The sequence below is a fragment of the Staphylococcus sp. FSL W8-0774 genome (assembly GCF_038006785.1).
In the GTDB taxonomy this organism is placed as follows: Bacteria; Bacillota; Bacilli; order Staphylococcales; family Staphylococcaceae; genus Staphylococcus; species Staphylococcus pasteuri.
The window spans coordinates 1,207,719-1,224,588 of record NZ_JBBOVW010000001.1 but is presented as its reverse complement, the minus strand read 5'-3'; the positions used below and the strand labels follow the sequence as shown (position 1 = coordinate 1,224,588).

The window sequence follows — 16,870 nt, the reverse complement described above, 5'->3', positions numbered from 1 at the left end:
AAATGCCTCTATATGTATTAAAATAATAAATCATCGGTTTATAAAAAATAAAGACTGGGACAAGCTTTATGCCCCAGTCCAAAACTATTTAATCCATAAAGTCTTTAAGACGTTTACTTCTACTTGGATGTCTTAACTTTCTTAATGCTTTAGCTTCAATTTGACGGATACGTTCTCTAGTTACGCCAAACACTTTACCAACTTCTTCAAGTGTTCTAGTTCTTCCATCATCAAGACCAAATCTTAAACGTAAGACATTTTCTTCTCGGTCTGTTAAAGTATCTAAAACATCTTCAAGCTGTTCTTTAAGTAACTCGTATGCAGCATGGTCTGAAGGACTTTGTGCTTCTTGGTCTTCAATGAAATCACCTAAATGACTATCATCTTCTTCACCAATAGGTGTTTCTAATGATACAGGTTCTTGAGCAATCTTAAGGATTTCTCTAACTTTTTCAGGTGGTAAATCCATTTCTTCACCAATTTCTTCAGGTGCAGGGTCACGTCCTAAATCTTGTAATAATTGACGTTGAACACGAATTAATTTGTTAATTGTTTCAACCATATGCACTGGTATACGAATAGTACGTGCTTGGTCAGCAATAGCACGAGTAATTGCTTGACGAATCCACCAAGTTGCATAAGTAGAGAATTTAAATCCTTTATTGAAGTCGAATTTTTCAACTGCTTTAATTAGACCCATATTACCTTCTTGAATTAAATCAAGGAATAACATACCTCTACCTACATATCTTTTAGCAATACTTACTACTAAACGTAAGTTTGCTTCAGCTAATCTAGATTTAGCTATTTCGTCACCTTGTTCAATTCTTTTAGCAAGCTCAATTTCTTCTTGTGCACTTAATAAGTTAACACGTCCGATTTCTTTTAAATACATACGTACTGGATCGTTAATCTTAACGCCTGGAGGTGCACTTAAATCATTAGGATTTAATTTAGCATCTGTATCTGAATTGTCTTTTTCATTTACTAATGTGATATCATTGTCATTTAATTGATCAAAGAAATCATCCATCATATCAGAATCCATTTCGAAATTCTGTAATTTTTCAGCAATTTCTTCGTGACTTAAATGACCTTCTTTTTTACCTTTTTCAATTAATTGTTTTTTAACATCTTCCATTGTTAAAGTCGGATCAATTGTTTGTTTTTTAATTTTAACTTTATCAGACATGAAACGGCCTCCCGGTATTAATATAAACTTTCAATTTATTCATTTTTATTATTAGTAATTTGATTATAATGATGGTAATGCTAATAAAATATAGACTAAATTTCATATTTTCGTTTAGTTAAAAGCAATGTATTTTCAATGATGCGTTAAATAAACCAGTAGATTAATCATCTTCTGAAAAATATTACTTTCTTATGAAATATCAGTCAAAATAACTCCCTTTAAAATACATATAATTATTCTGAATAGTCATTTTTAGATATTATTTGTTTACCCAATGTAAATACATGGTAACCATTCATAAATCTCTAAAATACAACGATATCATAAATTTTTGTAAGATTACATTCTACTTTTGTTTTTATTAACAATTAATTGAAGATAATATTTTTGTAGTTCTGTATCTCCTATACGAGTTGCTTCTCGCAATTTATGATTTAAAACTTCTAAAGATTCGCCATCTTTATTCTCGTTCATGATATTAATATAATCTTCTAATTCTTGTTCAAATGGTTCTTCATTTAAGTTATATGAATCAAGTGATATCAACGCTTCTCTTAAGTCATTATTTTCTATATATTGAATCATTGTACTTAATTGGTAAACATCATTATTAGAAAAATAATCATGCAAAGTATTAAATATACGCTTGAAATACTCATTTGTAAAGTCGTCAGAATTGACTTTTTGATAGTAATTTAAAAATGTATCTTTATCTTGCATAAAGTGTTTTAACAAGGAACGTTCTGCCTTTTCATGACGATTCAATTGATTGAATTGTATCGTTTGTTGCGGTGGCTCGTTATAAAAATAAGATTGATCTGGGTAAGAAGACTGAACATTTTGTGTTTGCTGTTGATGAGCCACTTCATAGTCCAAAGTCTCAAAACTAACTTTAAACAATTCTGAAACGTCTTGCAATACCTTTTTCTGAAGTATGGATGAACGCATTAAAGCTATATCCTGAGTTACTTCTTTTAAATATCTTTCATAAGCCAAATCATTATTTTGAATTTCATCTTTATGTGTTTGAACTTTAAACAAGACGAAAGATTTTTTATCTTTTTGAACAAGTTCTAGAAATGCTTCATTTCCATACTTTCTAATATATTCATCTGGGTCCATATCAGAAGGCAATTGAACGACAAATACATTTAAACCTTGCTCTAAAAGCGCTTGTCCAGTTTTTAATGTTGCTTCTTTACCTGCAAAATCTCCATCAAACATTAAAGTAATATTGGATGTTAATTTTTTTATGAATGTGATATGTTCATTTGAAAGTTGAGTCCCCATACTTGCTACAACAGATTTCAAACCAGCATGGTCTGACTTAATAACATCCATAAAGCCTTCAAGTAATATAATTTCATCATTTTTTCTTATATTTTTTCTAGCTTTATCGAGATTATATAATAACTTTCTTTTCTGGAAAATAGGTGTTTCTGGACTGTTTAAATATTTAGGCTCTTGATTAGTATAGGTTCTTGCTGAATATCCAACAATTCTTCCTTGAGCATTTTTAAGAGGAAACATAATTCTATCTCTAAATCGATCATAATAGCTAAAGTTTTCCTCATTTCGAGATAAAAGTCCCGCTTCATACGCTAATTCGATATCATAACCTTTTTTCTCTAAAAAATCATGACAAAAATGAGACGAATTAGGCGCATAACCAATTCCTCTTTCTTTAATTAATTGTTCTGGAAAATCACGTTCTTTCAAATAATTAAGCGCTTGTTCACCTTCAACAGTTTTCATAAGTGCATAATGGTAATATTCTTGCATGAGTTCATGCATTTCTATCATTTGTAAATCATCAGTTGCGATTTGTGTGTTTGTATTTTGATATTGGCTATTACCCACATCAACTGATATATTGACACGTTCGCCTAACTCTTTTACAGCTTCTGTAAAGGAAATATCTTTTATTTCTTGTGTGAATTGAAAAACATTGCCACCCTTTTTACAACCGAAACAATGACAGATTTGTTTATCTTCTGACACAGTAAAAGAAGGGGTCTTTTCATCATGAAAAGGACACAAACCGATATAATTGCGTCCTCTTTTTTCAAGTTTTACATATTCACTTACTAAATCAAGTATATCTGTCTTATCTTTGATTTCATTAATGACCGATTGTTCTATACGCAAAATAAATCACCTATTAAATATTAGTCTTAATATTATACCTTTTTTATGCATTAAATGAAATTATTTTGTTTTATTATTTTCAATATAATAGATGATGTCATTAGCTGTCTCTTCAATTGCTTTATCTGTTACATCTATAACTGGACAACCAACTTTCTCCACTAGTTCTTCAAAATAATTTAATTCTTCTTTTATTCGTGCTTCAGTAGCATATCTTGCTGTGTCACCAAGACCAAGTTGTTTTAATCTTTCTTTTCGTATTCTATTTAATTTTTCTTCACTAATTTTTAAAGCAATACATTTTGATGAATCAATATTAAATAGTGCATCAGGAGGTGTAACTTCTGGCACAATTGGTATGTTCATGACTTTATAACTTTTATGAGCTAAATATTGTGATAGTGGTGTCTTTGATGTTCGAGAGATACCTAAAAGGACGATATCTGCTTTTGGTAAACCTTTAGGATCTTTCCCGTCATCATATTTAACAGCAAACTCAATTGCATCAATCTTTTTAAAATAGGCATCGTCTAATCTATGGACAATACCTGGTTCATAGTAAGGTGTTTCTTCAATTGAACCAGATAATAAATCCATTAAAGGTCCCATAATATCAACTGATTTTAAATTATGTTCTTTTACTTTAGCTACCATATATTTTTTGATTTCTGGTTTAACCAAAGTATATACGATGATAGCATCTGTATCTTCGGCTACTTGAACCACTTCATCTACGTTTTCAAATGATTCTATGTATGGGTAACGTAAAAATTCATGTTTACATTGCTTAGGATTAAATTGTGAAACACCTGCACGAGCAACTAACTCTGCAGTTTCTCCAATTGAATCTGAAGCAACAATTATGTTTATATTATCCATCTATTAACCACCTATTCTTTAAATAATGATACAAATAATTTTGTAATTGTCGTTTTAGATACTCTTCCAACGACTTCATATTTTTGATTATCTTTTAATCTTACAATGGGAATAGCATCTATTTCTTTATCTATCATTTGATTAGCAGCATAGATAATTAGTTCACTTTCTTCTAAATAAGTAAGATTAGGCATACGAGTCATATTAACGCTAATCGGCATTGTATGAATATCATTTCCAATCATTGAAGCTCTCAATAAATCTTTTCGTGAACAAACTCCAATAAAATCATTATCCTTATTTGTGATAAACAAAGTACCAGCATCTTCTAAAAATATAGTACAAATGGCATCGTAAACCGACATATCTTCTTTTACCACTACCGGTTGTGACATATAATCCTTTACAACATACTGGCGTAGTTGTTCATGGATGATTTTATTTTTAGATTTGCCTGAATAATAATAACCTACTCTAGGTCTTGCTTCTAAAAATCCTGACATCGTAAGAATAGCTAAATCTGGTCTTAATGTTGCGCGTGTTAAATTTAATTGATCGGCGATATGCTCACCTGTTATTGGTCCATGTTGCTTGACGATTTCAACTATTTGTTCTTGTCTTTGATTCAGTTCTATAGGTCTTCACCCCTCTTATATACATTATATATTATAACCGTTATTTTTATTTGCCACAAATACATATAAACGCTTGCTATTAAATATTTAATCAATTAGAATAATTATAAAGCGAGCTAAGGATGGTGTAAGCTTAGCATATAAATATTGGCATAAAATTAAATTTATTTTAAAGCGAGTGGCTACACTAATTTGGGTGGAACCGCGGGTTAAATGATATTTTAATGTATATGAATTATACTAAATAAAAATTAACTCGTCCCAAGATGATTAAGCATATTTAATTGTGTTTTATTGTCTTGGGGCGTTTTTATGTGTAAGGAGAGAATTATTAATGGCAAATGATATGGAACAAATCGTACAACTTGCAAAGCACAGAGGATTCGTATTCCCTGGTAGTGACATCTATGGTGGCTTATCTAATACTTGGGATTACGGTCCACTAGGTGTTGAATTAAAAAATAATGTTAAAAAAGCATGGTGGCAAAAATTCATTACACAATCACCATATAATGTTGGTTTAGATGCAGCTATTTTAATGAACCCTAAAACATGGGAAGCATCAGGACATTTAGGTAACTTTAATGACCCTATGATTGATAACAAAGATAGTAAAATTCGTTATCGTGCAGACAAACTAATTGAAGATTACATGCAACAAGAAAAAGGCGATGAAAACTTTATTGCTGATGGCTTAAGCTTTGATGAAATGAAAAAAATCATTGATGATGAAGGTATTGTGTGTCCAGTAAGTGGTACTGCTAATTGGACTGATATCCGTCAATTCAATTTAATGTTTAAAACATTCCAAGGTGTAACTGAAGATTCAACTAACGAATTATTCTTACGCCCAGAAACAGCACAAGGTATTTTCGTAAATTATAAAAACGTTCAACGTTCTATGCGTAAAAAATTACCATTTGGTATTGGACAAATTGGTAAATCTTTCCGTAATGAAATTACTCCAGGTAACTTCATTTTCAGAACACGTGAATTTGAACAAATGGAACTTGAATTCTTCTGTAAACCTGGTGAAGAAATTGAATGGCAAAATTATTGGAAAACATTTGCTAGTCAATGGTTAAAAGATCTAAATATTAATGAAGACAATATAAAATTACGTGATCATGATGCTGATGAATTATCTCACTATTCAAATGCTACAACTGATATCGAATACAAATTCCCATTTGGTTGGGGAGAACTATGGGGTATCGCAAGTCGTACTGACTTTGACTTGAAAAAGCATAGTGAACATTCAGGTGAAGATTTCAAATATCATGATCCAGAAACAAATGAAAAATATATCCCATATTGTATTGAACCTTCTTTAGGTGCTGATCGTGTAACATTAGCATTCTTATGTGATGCTTACGCTCAAGAAGGAGTAGAAGGAAGTAAAGATGAACGTACAGTCTTAAAATTCCACCCTGCTTTAGCACCTTATAAAGCTGCAATCTTACCATTGAGTAAAAAATTATCAAGTGAAGCAATTAAAATCTTTGAACAATTAAGTCAAACATTCTCAATAGATTTTGATGAATCACAATCTATTGGTAAACGTTACCGTCGTCAAGATGAGATTGGTACACCATATTGTATTACATTTGACTTTGATTCATTAGAAGATAATCAAGTTACAGTACGTGACAGAGATTCTATGGAACAAGTTCGTATGCCTATTTCAGAACTAGAGACATTCTTAGCAGAAAAAATTAAATTTTAATTATGTTGAGATAATTTCTCATTGATTAATACTAAAGACCGCAATCACAAGAGCTTTGTGATTGCGGTCTTTTATCTAGATTTTAAACTAATTATTTATCTAAATCATTTAATTCTAATCTTTTCAATTGATTGATTAACTTTTGACTTTTAAAAAACATGCCTGCATATTCTCTATAAAGCATTATCATTAATTCTGACATTTCATCTAAAATGTCTTGATGTATTTTTAGTTCATTCATCTTATCAATTGGTAATTTTAATAATATATCTAATAGATACAATGTTCTATTTGATAATTGTAATGCATGAGGGTCTTGATATGCTTCACTTTTTGAAATGGCACCATCAAATTTAAAACTATACCCTATTAATTGAGATTGGTCTGTATTGCCGCTAACAGCACATATATTAAACGAGGCAGAAAAACCATATTTATTCATACATTTGAGTAAGACTATGATAGACATTAATTGTGCAGATTGTCCTGAAGAAATTTTATTTAAAACAAACTGTAATAAGTCAAAATTAAATTTTGATATTTCTTCTTCTTCCATTGAACGGTCAATTGTTTCAGCACACAATGTCGCAAAGCTACTTTCATACAAATCAAGTTGTAATTCATAATGTTGATCAATGACATCTACAGAATTAAGTGTCCCCATACCTCGCCACTTATTATAAATAAATAAGCCATACACAAACATTTGTGTATGTGCTTGTAAACCTGTTTTAACTTTTTTAGCTCTTCTAGCCATCAGCGGTACTTTAGCGCCATGTTCGTTTAAAATCGTAATGATTTTATCTGATTCGCCGTATTCTACAGATTTTAAAATAATCCCTTTTTGTTTCATTAACATACTAACTCACCATCTTTTGAGTTAATCTTGATCTTCTATATATCCAATTTGGCGAATAAAATTAACTTTATTTCTCCAATCTTTCTGAACCTTAACCCATAATTCTAAATAAACTTTAGAACCTAAAAGCATTTCTATATCGTGTCTTGCACGTTTACCTACTTCTTTAAGTTTTTTGCCACCTTTACCGATAACAATACCTTTTTGAGAATCACGTTCTACATAGATTGTAGCTTCAATACGTACGCGATCTTCATCTTCTTTAATCATACGGTCAACATTTACACCAATAGCATGAGGAATTTCTTCGCTAGTTAAATGTAAAATTTTCTCACGAATGATTTCACCTACTACAAATTGTTCTGGGTGATCGGAAATTTGATCATCAGGATAATATTTTGGTCCCTCTGGTAAATAAGATTTTAAAACATCAATAAAATGATCAACATTTAAACCTTCTAACGCAGAAATTGGAATAATTTCAGTAAAGTCCATATATTTTTGATACTTTTCAATTTGTGGCATTAGCTCATCTGGATGAACTAAATCAATTTTGTTTAATACTAAAAATACAGGTGTCTTTAAATCTTTTAGCATATTCATGATATATTCATCGCCACGACCGATATCTTCATTAACGTTGACCATAAACATAATTGCGTCTATTTCAGAAAGCGTATTTGTTGCCACTTTCATCATATAATCGCCTAATTTATGTTTAGGTTTATGAATCCCAGGTGTATCAATAAAAATAATTTGAGCATCATCTCTAGTCATTACACCCTGAATTTTATTACGTGTAGTTTGAGCTTTGTCAGACATAATTGCAATTTTATGACCAATAACTCTATTTACAAATGTAGATTTACCTACATTAGGTCTTCCTATAATTGAAACAAATCCTGATTTATGTTCTGTCATTTATTTAAATCCTTTCCAGAAAATCCGTATGGTAATAATTCTTTAACTGATGATTCAATCATATCACCTTTGTGATTAGTCATATATACTGGCATATCATCGTCGCATAATTCTTTCAATACTTGACGACATTCCCCACAAGGTGAAGATGGTTGATCAGCGTCTACAGTGACAGTAATTGATTCAAAATCACCGGGCTGATAACCAGCAGATATCGCAGAAACTAAACTAGCTCTTTCAGCACAAATTGACATTGAATATGCTGCATTTTCAACATTCGTTCCGTAAAATGTACGTCCATCCTTAGCTTTTAAATAGGCGCCTACTTTAAAATGACTATATGGTGAATAAGATCTTTGTTGTGCTTCTCTGACTTCTTTAAAATAATGAGATTGATAGCTCATGTTGCCCTCCTATAATAAGTTAATAAAATATGGAATAAAAACAATTAAACCAATTAATAAAGCTAAAATTGACACAATCATTACACTAAATGCGGCAATGTCTTTTGCATATTTGGCATAATCATGATATTCAGATGTAACAAGGTCTACGACGTATTCTACTGCAGTATTAATCGCTTCAAAAGCTAGGACTAAACTTATTGCTAATAGAATAAATAACCACTCTAAGCGATTGATATGAAAAATGAAGCCAAAAACAATTGCAATAATACTAGCATAAATGTGAAGAGAAAACTTTTGGTCTTTAATTAATAGTGTTTTCAAGCCATTGAGTGCATAGCTAAATCTTTTCACGATTAATCTCTCGTCAATCCATAAGCATTTAATATAGCATCTTGACGACCAAACATTTCTTTTTCATCTTCTTCATTCATATGATCATATCCTAATAAGTGAAGAAAACCATGTAACGCTAAAAACCCTAATTCACGTTCAAAAGAGTGACCATAAGACTCTGCTTGTTCTTGTGCAACATCCGTACATATTATAATGTCTCCCAATACTCTTGGAATATCAAATTCGCTTGTATCAATTTCTGGCTCATCTTCTTCTAAAGCAAATGATATTACATCTGTCACTTTATCTTTATCTCTGTACATTTTATTAATTTCTTGAATTTCAGTTTTATCAACGAAGGTTATGGATAATTCAGCGTTTTCATTAATTTGCTCTTCTTGTTTAGCGAAGTTCAATAAATTTTCTATTTGTTCATACCAATCATCATTTACTAATTCTGTGTGATCACTAAAATCTATTGTAAACATTTAGTCCTCTCCTTCGTATCTATCTATGATTTTACTTACAAGTGGATGTCTTACTACATCGTCTTGCTCTAGTTTCATGATACTAATTCCTTTAACGCCATGTAGTTTTTTTACTGCTTCTTTCAAACCACTATTAACACCTTTTGGTAAATCTATTTGTGTTTGGTCACCAGTTACTACCATTTTTGAACCAAAACCTAAGCGCGTTAAGAACATTTTCATTTGTGCATGTGTTGTATTCTGTGCTTCGTCTAATATTACGAATGCATCATCTAATGTTCGACCACGCATATATGCTAAAGGCGCGATTTCAATAATACCTCTTTCAATGAATCGAGCTGTTTGTTCTCTACCTAATACAGTATTCAATCCATCATAAAGTGGTCTTAAATATGGATCAACTTTTTCTTTTAAATCACCTGGTAAGAAACCTAGTGATTCACCTGCTTCAACAGCTGGACGTGTTAACACAATACGTTTAACATTCCCTTTACGCAATTGTTTAGCAGCATATACAACAGCTAAAAATGTTTTACCTGTACCAGCAGGTCCAATACCAAATACTAAGTCATTTCTATTCATAGCATTGACATACATACGTTGTCCCATTGTTTTAGCGCGGATAGTTTTGCCGAACGCATCTTTTGTTATTTCTTCTTCATATAAATCTAAAAGTTGTTGAATGGTTCCATTTTCTGCCATCTTAATAGCAGCTTCAACATCTTTAAGCGTAATATTATTTCCCAATTCAATCACTTTTAATAAATTGGTTAGAACTAATTCGGCTTTTTCTACATGCTCAATTTTTTCACCTTTAACAGCGATTTCTTGTCCACGAGCATGAATTACGACATCAAAACTATCTTCAATAGCTTTTAAATGTTCATCATTATTTCCAATTAAAGCTTGGGATTGATTAATGTCGTCGATTTGAATTATTCCAGGCATAAACGCGCTCCTTTTCAAATTACAGTTTTATAATTCAATACACCCATTTTAAGGGCTAACATACTTATATTATACCATTCTTGAACATATATTAATTAAGATTCGTTTCAATTTAAATAACAATTTACTATAAAACTAGCTTTTTCAATAACGAAGTGAGCTATCATAGACTTAACCTTTTAAAACAAGAAGTGGTAATACAACTAAATTTTACTAAATTCTAAATATCTACTCAAATTTTATTAATATAAGTAATAAAAAAGATACTTCTAAAAACAATATTTAAAAGTAGTATTTAATGTTGAAAAAAGCTCGAGACATTTCTGCCCCGAGCTATTACAAATTAAAGTTGTTTAGGTTTATTTAAAATTTCATTCCAAATAATACCATTCACTATTTCATCATTATCAAATTGAAAAGCTGACTTACTCATATTACGTTCTACATTTTGTGAATTGAGTAATTGTTTTAATCTGACTCTTTTCGTACGTTCTGAAAGATATTTATCATTAATAATATCTTGCGCCTTTTTCTCAATTAAAGCGAGCTGTTTTTCTTTTTCCCTATCTATCTCACTTCTTACATTCTTTAAATCTTGATGTAAATTTGATTCAAGTTCTTTACGTAAATTTTCAGCGCTTTCATCTCTAGATGTTGATTGTTTTACAGGTTCACGTACTTCTTTTTCATTATGATAAGGTGTTGGATCTGGTTTAGGAATGGAATCATCATAGTCAGTAGGTCTACGATGTAATTCTTCAGATGTAGGTTTACTGTTCTCTATTTCTTGATTCAATGGAGGGAGATTATCATCAAATGTTCTTTTTTTATCACTTGATGTTTCTCCATTAATTTCATCACTAAGTTCTTTAAATGTCTTTTCAAATTCTTCGAAAAAACCACCTTTTTTTGGTTGTTGGTTTTCTTTAGGTGTGGACGGTGGTTTTTGATTTTGTCTTTCCTCATGACTCTTATCACGTAGGGTACTAATTATTGTTGCTATGATCGATATGACAAAAATAATTATCCCAATATTCATTTAATCACCCCACAATTATTGTTCTGGTGATTCGTCATCATTTTGATCAGTACGTTTATTAATGGCAATTCTCATGCCTGTGTCAGCTTCAATATTTTTTAGATTATAATAATCTTTTACACCAATGTTTCCAGAACGTAAAGCCTCAGCCATTGCTAATGGAACTTCTGATTCTGCTTCTACAACTTTAGCACGCATTTCTTGAACTCTTGCTTTCATTTCTTGTTCTGATGCTACTGCCATTGCACGACGTTCTTCAGCTTTAGCTTGTGCAATATTTTTATCTGCAAGTGCTTGCTCAGTTTGTAGATCGGCACCAATGTTTTTACTAATATCTACATCGGCAATATCAATTGATAAAATTTCAAATGCAGTTCCTGAATCTAAACCTTTACTTAGCACTGTTTTTGAAATATTATCCGGATTTTCAAGAACCTCAGTGTGGTGTTGACTTGAACCAATAGTAGAAACAATACCTTCACCTACACGTGCTATAATTGTTTCTTCACCAGCACCACCGACTAAACGGGCAATATTCGCGCGTACAGTGATACGTGCTTTAGCTTTAACTTCAATACCATTCATAGCTACACCAGCGATAAAAGGTGTTTCAATTACTTTAGGATTTACAGACATTTGAACTGCTTCTAAAACATCTCTACCTGCTAAGTCAATCGCTGCACCACGTTCAAATGGTAAATCTATGTCTGCACGTTGAGCAGCAATGTTTGCATCAACGACTCTATCTACATTACCGCCTGCTAAATAATGAGATTCAAGTTGATTTGTTTTTAAATTTAAACCAGCTTTATGTGCTTTAATTAAAGGACCAATTACTTTTCTTGGTGATACTCTTCTTAAACGCATACCTACTAAAGTACCGATACCAACATGAACACCAGCTGCTAAAGCTGAAATCCATAGGCCTACAGGTACAAATGAAAATAGTATTAATAAAGCTACAACAATAATGACTGCAATTATTATAAATCCAATACTAATCATTTTAACTCTCCTTTATAACTATTCTATTTCTCTTACTACGACACGTGTGCCTTCAACTTCAAGTATCTTTACTTGTCTGTTTCTTAATATGAATGTGCCATCAGAAACTGCATCAATACGTTCATCATCTAACTTAATGATACCAGCAGGTCTAAGGTCCGTGACGGTTTGAGCCGTTTTACCGACTAAATGAGGGCGATCATCGTGAGAAGTGAACCCTGATTCAGCATTAGTTGAATCTTTCAAAATAACTTTATCTAAAAATGGAATATTTTTCTTAAATATTTTCACTAATACCACCCATTCAATTATTGATAATATTAGAGCTACAATCACATTACCTAACATAAGTAGCAGGTTATTGCCTAACATCACAATACTAATTGATATGAGTATTATGCCAATAATACCTATGACTGCACCAACAATAAATAATTCGATAATAACGAATAAAACGCCAATAGCAAAAAGTATTACAGATAATATGTTGACATCACCTTTAATAAGAAAACCTAGAAACAAAATTAATAACGATAATGATGCTAAGATACCAATCATATTTATTTTTTTAGAATATAATTGATATAAAAACCCTAGAAAAATAATACATGTTAGAAGAAGTGATACCAACGGATGGACAATTACGTTAGTTATATCTTTAACCCAACTATTTTCAGTTGAAAATTGAGTTAACAGTAAAGTATGTATTACATTTGAATATGTCACTATTTCACCTCACTCTCACCATAATTATACATGAAAACGCAGACATATTATAGTGATTTAGTAATATATAAAAATATTTATTAAATTAAATTTAAACTCAATTTATAAAAGTTAGTTTTCTATAGATAACAAAAAACACCTCAGTTATTACAACTAAGGTGTTTCATATTTATAATTAACATTCTTGTTGAGGGAGTCAACAGTGTTATTAATTATTTGAATTTACGTTTACGTGCAGCTTCTGATTTCTTTTTACGTTTAACACTAGGTTTTTCGTAAAATTCACGTTTACGTACTTCTTGGATAGTACCACTTTTTGAAACTGAACGCTTAAATCGACGTAAAGCATCTTCAAGTGATTCATTTTTACGTACTACTGTTTTAGACATCTGTATTTCCCTCCCTCCAAATATCAACGGAACTTTATATTCAATCGCATAGTAAAACTATGCTTTTATTAGTATAATATATCTGTAATATCCGGTCAATTACTAATATTTATATTTTTAAAATAATTAAACAAGTACTTCTTGTTCAGATTTATTTGTAGCATGATCAACAATACGAATAGCTTTACCTTTATTTATAGGATAATTGGCTTTTTGAATTTTAACTTTCACAATTTGACCTATTAAATCTTCATTGCCTTCAAATTCAACTTTCATGTAATTATCAGCATATCCAACTAAAGTGTTTGGTGTTTCTCCACTTTCCTCAGGAATGACTTCAAGTACTTCATCTTCAAATTTAGATGCATATTCTTTAGCTAATTGATTACTTAATTCAATTAATTTATGCACACGTTCATTTTTGATTTCTTCATCGATTTGGTCGTCCATTCTTGCAGCTGGAGTACCAATACGAGATGAATATGGGAAAACATGTAATTCTGAGAATTTATGCTTCACAATAAAGTCGTATGTTTCTTGGAATTCTTCTTCTGTTTCGCCAGGGAAACCAACGATAACGTCACTAGTAATAGCTACATCTGGTAAAACTTGATGTAATTTAGTAATTCTTTCTGAGAAGTGTTCCATTGTATATTTACGTCTCATACGTTTTAACACTGTATCTGATCCAGATTGTAAAGGTACATGTAAATGTCTTACAATCTTATTTGAGCTTTCAAGAACACTGATTACTTCATCAGTTAATTGACTTGCTTCAATTGATGAAATACGAATACGCTCTAAACCATCAACTTGATCTAAATCTCTTAATAATTGAGCTAAATTATAATTTTTTAAATCTTGTCCATATCCGCCTGTGTGAATACCAGTTAATACGATTTCTTTATAACCAGAGTTAACTAAAGTAGTCGCTTGTTCCACTACTTTTTCAGGATCTCTAGATCTCATTAATCCACGAGCCCATGGAATAATACAGAATGTACAGAAATTATTACATCCCTCTTGAATTTTTAATGATGCTCTTGTTCTATCTGTAAAGTATGGCACATCTAACTCTTCATATTTACGATTTTTCATAATATTACCAACACCATTAATTGGTTGACGTTCTTTTTGGAATTCATCAATGTAATCAAGTAATTTATGACGGTCTTGTGTACCTACGACTACATCTACACCTGGAATTTCCATAATTTCAGCAGAAGATGTTTGTGCATAACAACCAGTTACACATACTACAGCATCAGGATTTTTTCTGATTGCTCTTCTTATAATTTGTCTACTTTTTTTATCTCCGGTATTCGTTACAGTACAAGTATTAATAACAAATACATCTGCATTTGTTTCAAAATCTACTCTTTCGTAATCTGCTTCTTTAAATAATTGCCAAATTGCTTCAGTTTCATAGTGGTTAACTTTACAACCTAAAGTGTGAAACGCAACTGTTGACATATTGTTCACCCCATTAATTCTTTTTCATAACTTAACGCGCTCAATGCATATAGTGGCGCTGTTTCTGCCCGTAAAATTCTTGGTCCTAAACCAACTAACTGTGAATTTGATTTTAACATTGACACTTCTTCATCAGAAAGTCCGCCTTCTGGACCAAATATAAGTAATACACGATCTTGTGGCTTAAATTGTTTTAACATATGTTTGAAATGACTATTTTCGTTATGTTTGGCTTGTTCTTCATAAGCAACAAGAACATAATCATACTGAATTATGATATCACAAATTGCCTTTGAATTCGATAGATAATTAATTTGAGGAATTGTTAATCTATAGCTTTGTTCTGCAGCTTCCTTGATTATTTTTTGCCATCGTTCTAGTTTTTTAGAGATTTTTGCATTGTTTAATTTAACAATAGATCGGTCCATTTCTACTGCCAAAAATTCACTGGCACCTAGTTCAGTTGCTTTTTGAATCATCCATTCATATTTATCAGCCTTAATCAAACCACTGCAAATAGTAATATGTTGCGGTAACTCAGTATTAATTTCTTGCTTTTCGATTAATTCTAACTCTATATTTTGATCAGATATATTAGTTATTTTACACGTATAAACATTTTTATCATTAAATGTGATTACTATTTTATGTCCTTCAGAATGGCGCATTACATTTTTAATATGATGCATATCTTCTTTATCTGTAATAAAAAAACGCTGACTTTCATCAGCGTTTTGATTAATAAAATATCTTTGCAAATTAGTCACTCACTTTCTGACCAACGATACATACCCAACCGTTGTCATGTTGAACTGAAATAATTTTAAAACCTACACGCTTCATATGTTCTTCAATTTCTTCATATTTTTCTTCAATTATACCTGAAGTTATAAAGTAACCTTCTTCATTGACTGTATTATAAGCGTCTTCAATCATTTCATCAATAATATGAGCTAAAATATTTGCAATGACAATATCAAATTTTTCATTTTCATCTTTTAATAAATTACCAGGAACAGCTTCAATCTCATTTAGACAATGGTTTTTTTCAAAGTTTTCTTTGGCTACATTAACAGCCATTTGATCAATATCTAATGCCTTTATCCTTTTAACACCTATCAAATGACTAGCTATACTTAATATTCCAGAACCTGTACCAACATCGATGACACTGTGTTGTGGAGTCACATATGTTTCAATAGCTTTTAAACACATACTCGTCGTTGGATGGTCTCCCGTTCCGAAAGCCATACCTGGATCTAATTCTATAAGTAACTCTTCATCTGATTCTTTATTGTAAGTTTCCCAACTAGGAACGATAGTAAATTTATTAGATGCTCGGAAAGTATGAAAATAATTTTTCCATTCATTTTCCCAATCTTCTTCTGCAATTGTAGTTTCACTTATATTAAAAATAGATTTATCTATATCTTTTAATGCTAGAATTTCTTCTTCAATACTAGTACGTAAATTCTCATTAAAATTCACTTCATTGAAATAAGCTTTTAAACGTACTCCTTTTTCTGGATAGTCCTCAGGTTTAAGTTCATAAATTTCACCGAACTTATCTTCTGGGGGATTGATTAAATCATTTGAGTCTTCTACTACTACTCCGTTAGACCCGTAGTTCTCAAGTATATCAGTAACCAAGAATTCAACCTCATGATTAACTACGATCGAAAGTTCCGTCCAATTCATT

The 16,870-nt window shown here is 31.1% G+C and carries 18 protein-coding genes; 1 reads left to right on the top strand and 17 read right to left on the bottom strand.

The annotated features are described in order from the left end of the window. Positions 1-88: 88 nt before the first annotated feature. From rpoD to NSQ15_RS05995, 4 genes are all read right to left on the bottom strand, one after another. A complete protein-coding gene (gene rpoD, locus NSQ15_RS06010; protein ID WP_029055739.1) occupies positions 89-1,192 on the bottom strand; it encodes an RNA polymerase sigma factor RpoD in 1,104 nt (367 codons plus the stop codon). 342 nt (positions 1,193-1,534) lie between these two features. Continuing rightward, on the bottom strand, positions 1,535-3,343 hold the full coding sequence (gene dnaG / locus NSQ15_RS06005; protein ID WP_217193929.1) for a DNA primase: 1,809 nt from the start codon (positions 3,341-3,343) through the stop codon (positions 1,535-1,537). A gap of 60 nt (positions 3,344-3,403) precedes the next feature. Next, positions 3,404-4,222, bottom strand: coding sequence for a pyruvate, water dikinase regulatory protein (locus tag NSQ15_RS06000; protein ID WP_017636271.1), 819 nt, complete (start codon positions 4,220-4,222; stop codon positions 3,404-3,406). Between the two features lie 11 nt (positions 4,223-4,233). Further along, positions 4,234-4,857, bottom strand: a complete 624-nt coding sequence (locus NSQ15_RS05995) for a helix-turn-helix transcriptional regulator (RefSeq protein WP_081581202.1) — start codon at positions 4,855-4,857, stop codon at positions 4,234-4,236. Between the two features lie 334 nt (positions 4,858-5,191). Here NSQ15_RS05995 and NSQ15_RS05990 point away from each other — a divergent pair, with 334 nt between their 5' ends. Continuing rightward, positions 5,192-6,583 (top strand): glycine--tRNA ligase, encoded by a 1,392-nt coding sequence (locus NSQ15_RS05990; protein ID WP_029055737.1) that lies wholly within the window; start codon positions 5,192-5,194, stop codon positions 6,581-6,583. Positions 6,584-6,674: 91 nt separating this feature from the next. Here NSQ15_RS05990 and recO read toward each other — a convergent pair whose 3' ends face one another. From recO to prmA, 13 genes are all read right to left on the bottom strand, one after another. Then, positions 6,675-7,436: a DNA repair protein RecO gene (recO, locus tag NSQ15_RS05985; RefSeq protein WP_176745296.1), complete on the bottom strand. Its 762-nt coding sequence runs from the start codon at positions 7,434-7,436 to the stop codon at positions 6,675-6,677. 27 nt (positions 7,437-7,463) lie between these two features. Beyond that, positions 7,464-8,363 (bottom strand): GTPase Era, encoded by a 900-nt coding sequence (era, locus tag NSQ15_RS05980; protein WP_070453876.1) that lies wholly within the window; start codon positions 8,361-8,363, stop codon positions 7,464-7,466. After that, positions 8,360-8,767, bottom strand: a complete 408-nt coding sequence (gene cdd, locus NSQ15_RS05975) for a cytidine deaminase (protein ID WP_017636276.1) — start codon at positions 8,765-8,767, stop codon at positions 8,360-8,362. Before cdd ends, era begins: the two co-directional genes overlap by 4 nt. A 9-nt stretch (positions 8,768-8,776) precedes the next feature. Continuing rightward, the gene (locus tag NSQ15_RS05970) at positions 8,777-9,121 is read right to left on the bottom strand and encodes a diacylglycerol kinase family protein (RefSeq protein WP_017636277.1); all 345 of its coding nucleotides are present in this window, start codon (positions 9,119-9,121) and stop codon (positions 8,777-8,779) included. A gap of 2 nt (positions 9,122-9,123) precedes the next feature. Next, complete coding sequence (ybeY, locus tag NSQ15_RS05965; RefSeq protein ID WP_017636278.1) at positions 9,124-9,591, bottom strand: rRNA maturation RNase YbeY; 468 nt, start codon at positions 9,589-9,591, stop codon at positions 9,124-9,126. Then, positions 9,592-10,539, bottom strand: a complete 948-nt coding sequence (locus tag NSQ15_RS05960) for a PhoH family protein (RefSeq protein ID WP_017636279.1) — start codon at positions 10,537-10,539, stop codon at positions 9,592-9,594. 343 nt (positions 10,540-10,882) lie between these two features. Continuing rightward, positions 10,883-11,578 (bottom strand): iron transporter, encoded by a 696-nt coding sequence (locus NSQ15_RS05955; protein ID WP_070453878.1) that lies wholly within the window; start codon positions 11,576-11,578, stop codon positions 10,883-10,885. 15 nt (positions 11,579-11,593) lie between these two features. Continuing rightward, positions 11,594-12,583, bottom strand: a complete 990-nt coding sequence (gene floA / locus NSQ15_RS05950) for a flotillin-like protein FloA (RefSeq protein ID WP_340747018.1) — start codon at positions 12,581-12,583, stop codon at positions 11,594-11,596. Between the two features lie 18 nt (positions 12,584-12,601). Continuing rightward, positions 12,602-13,279: an NfeD family protein gene (locus NSQ15_RS05945; RefSeq protein ID WP_445684188.1), complete on the bottom strand. Its 678-nt coding sequence runs from the start codon at positions 13,277-13,279 to the stop codon at positions 12,602-12,604. Between the two features lie 242 nt (positions 13,280-13,521). Then, positions 13,522-13,698 carry a 30S ribosomal protein S21 gene (rpsU, locus tag NSQ15_RS05940; RefSeq protein WP_000048060.1) on the bottom strand — a complete coding sequence of 59 codons (177 nt, stop codon included), beginning with the start codon at positions 13,696-13,698 and terminating at the stop codon, positions 13,522-13,524. Positions 13,699-13,824: 126 nt separating this feature from the next. Next, positions 13,825-15,171, bottom strand: coding sequence for a tRNA (N(6)-L-threonylcarbamoyladenosine(37)-C(2))-methylthiotransferase MtaB (gene mtaB / locus NSQ15_RS05935; RefSeq protein WP_154834957.1), 1,347 nt, complete (start codon positions 15,169-15,171; stop codon positions 13,825-13,827). A 5-nt stretch (positions 15,172-15,176) separates the two neighbouring features. After that, the gene (locus NSQ15_RS05930; RefSeq protein WP_017636284.1) at positions 15,177-15,929 is read right to left on the bottom strand and encodes a 16S rRNA (uracil(1498)-N(3))-methyltransferase; all 753 of its coding nucleotides are present in this window, start codon (positions 15,927-15,929) and stop codon (positions 15,177-15,179) included. Position 15,930: 1 nt separating this feature from the next. Further along, positions 15,931-16,869, bottom strand: a complete 939-nt coding sequence (gene prmA / locus NSQ15_RS05925; RefSeq protein WP_340747016.1) for a 50S ribosomal protein L11 methyltransferase — start codon at positions 16,867-16,869, stop codon at positions 15,931-15,933. Between the last annotated feature and the right edge of the window lies 1 nt (position 16,870).

What these genes read in the sequence shown, in the direction of transcription:
- NSQ15_RS05955 (WP_070453878.1), bottom strand. Translation starts at nt 11,578, where the DNA reads ATGAATATTGGGATAATTATTTTTGTCATATCGATCATAGCAACAATA.
- cdd (WP_017636276.1), bottom strand. Translation starts at nt 8,767, where the DNA reads ATGAGCTATCAATCTCATTATTTTAAAGAAGTCAGAGAAGCACAACAA.
- NSQ15_RS06000 (WP_017636271.1), bottom strand. Translation starts at nt 4,222, where the DNA reads ATGGATAATATAAACATAATTGTTGCTTCAGATTCAATTGGAGAAACT.
- NSQ15_RS05990 (WP_029055737.1), top strand. Translation starts at nt 5,192, where the DNA reads ATGGCAAATGATATGGAACAAATCGTACAACTTGCAAAGCACAGAGGA.
- NSQ15_RS05960 (WP_017636279.1), bottom strand. Translation starts at nt 10,539, where the DNA reads ATGCCTGGAATAATTCAAATCGACGACATTAATCAATCCCAAGCTTTA.
- prmA (WP_340747016.1), bottom strand. Translation starts at nt 16,869, where the DNA reads ATGAATTGGACGGAACTTTCGATCGTAGTTAATCATGAGGTTGAATTC.
- rpsU (WP_000048060.1), bottom strand. Translation starts at nt 13,698, where the DNA reads ATGTCTAAAACAGTAGTACGTAAAAATGAATCACTTGAAGATGCTTTA.
- era (WP_070453876.1), bottom strand. Translation starts at nt 8,363, where the DNA reads ATGACAGAACATAAATCAGGATTTGTTTCAATTATAGGAAGACCTAAT.
- rpoD (WP_029055739.1), bottom strand. Translation starts at nt 1,192, where the DNA reads ATGTCTGATAAAGTTAAAATTAAAAAACAAACAATTGATCCGACTTTA.
- ybeY (WP_017636278.1), bottom strand. Translation starts at nt 9,591, where the DNA reads ATGTTTACAATAGATTTTAGTGATCACACAGAATTAGTAAATGATGAT.
- floA (WP_340747018.1), bottom strand. Translation starts at nt 12,583, where the DNA reads ATGATTAGTATTGGATTTATAATAATTGCAGTCATTATTGTTGTAGCT.
- recO (WP_176745296.1), bottom strand. Translation starts at nt 7,436, where the DNA reads ATGAAACAAAAAGGGATTATTTTAAAATCTGTAGAATACGGCGAATCA.
- mtaB (WP_154834957.1), bottom strand. Translation starts at nt 15,171, where the DNA reads ATGTCAACAGTTGCGTTTCACACTTTAGGTTGTAAAGTTAACCACTAT.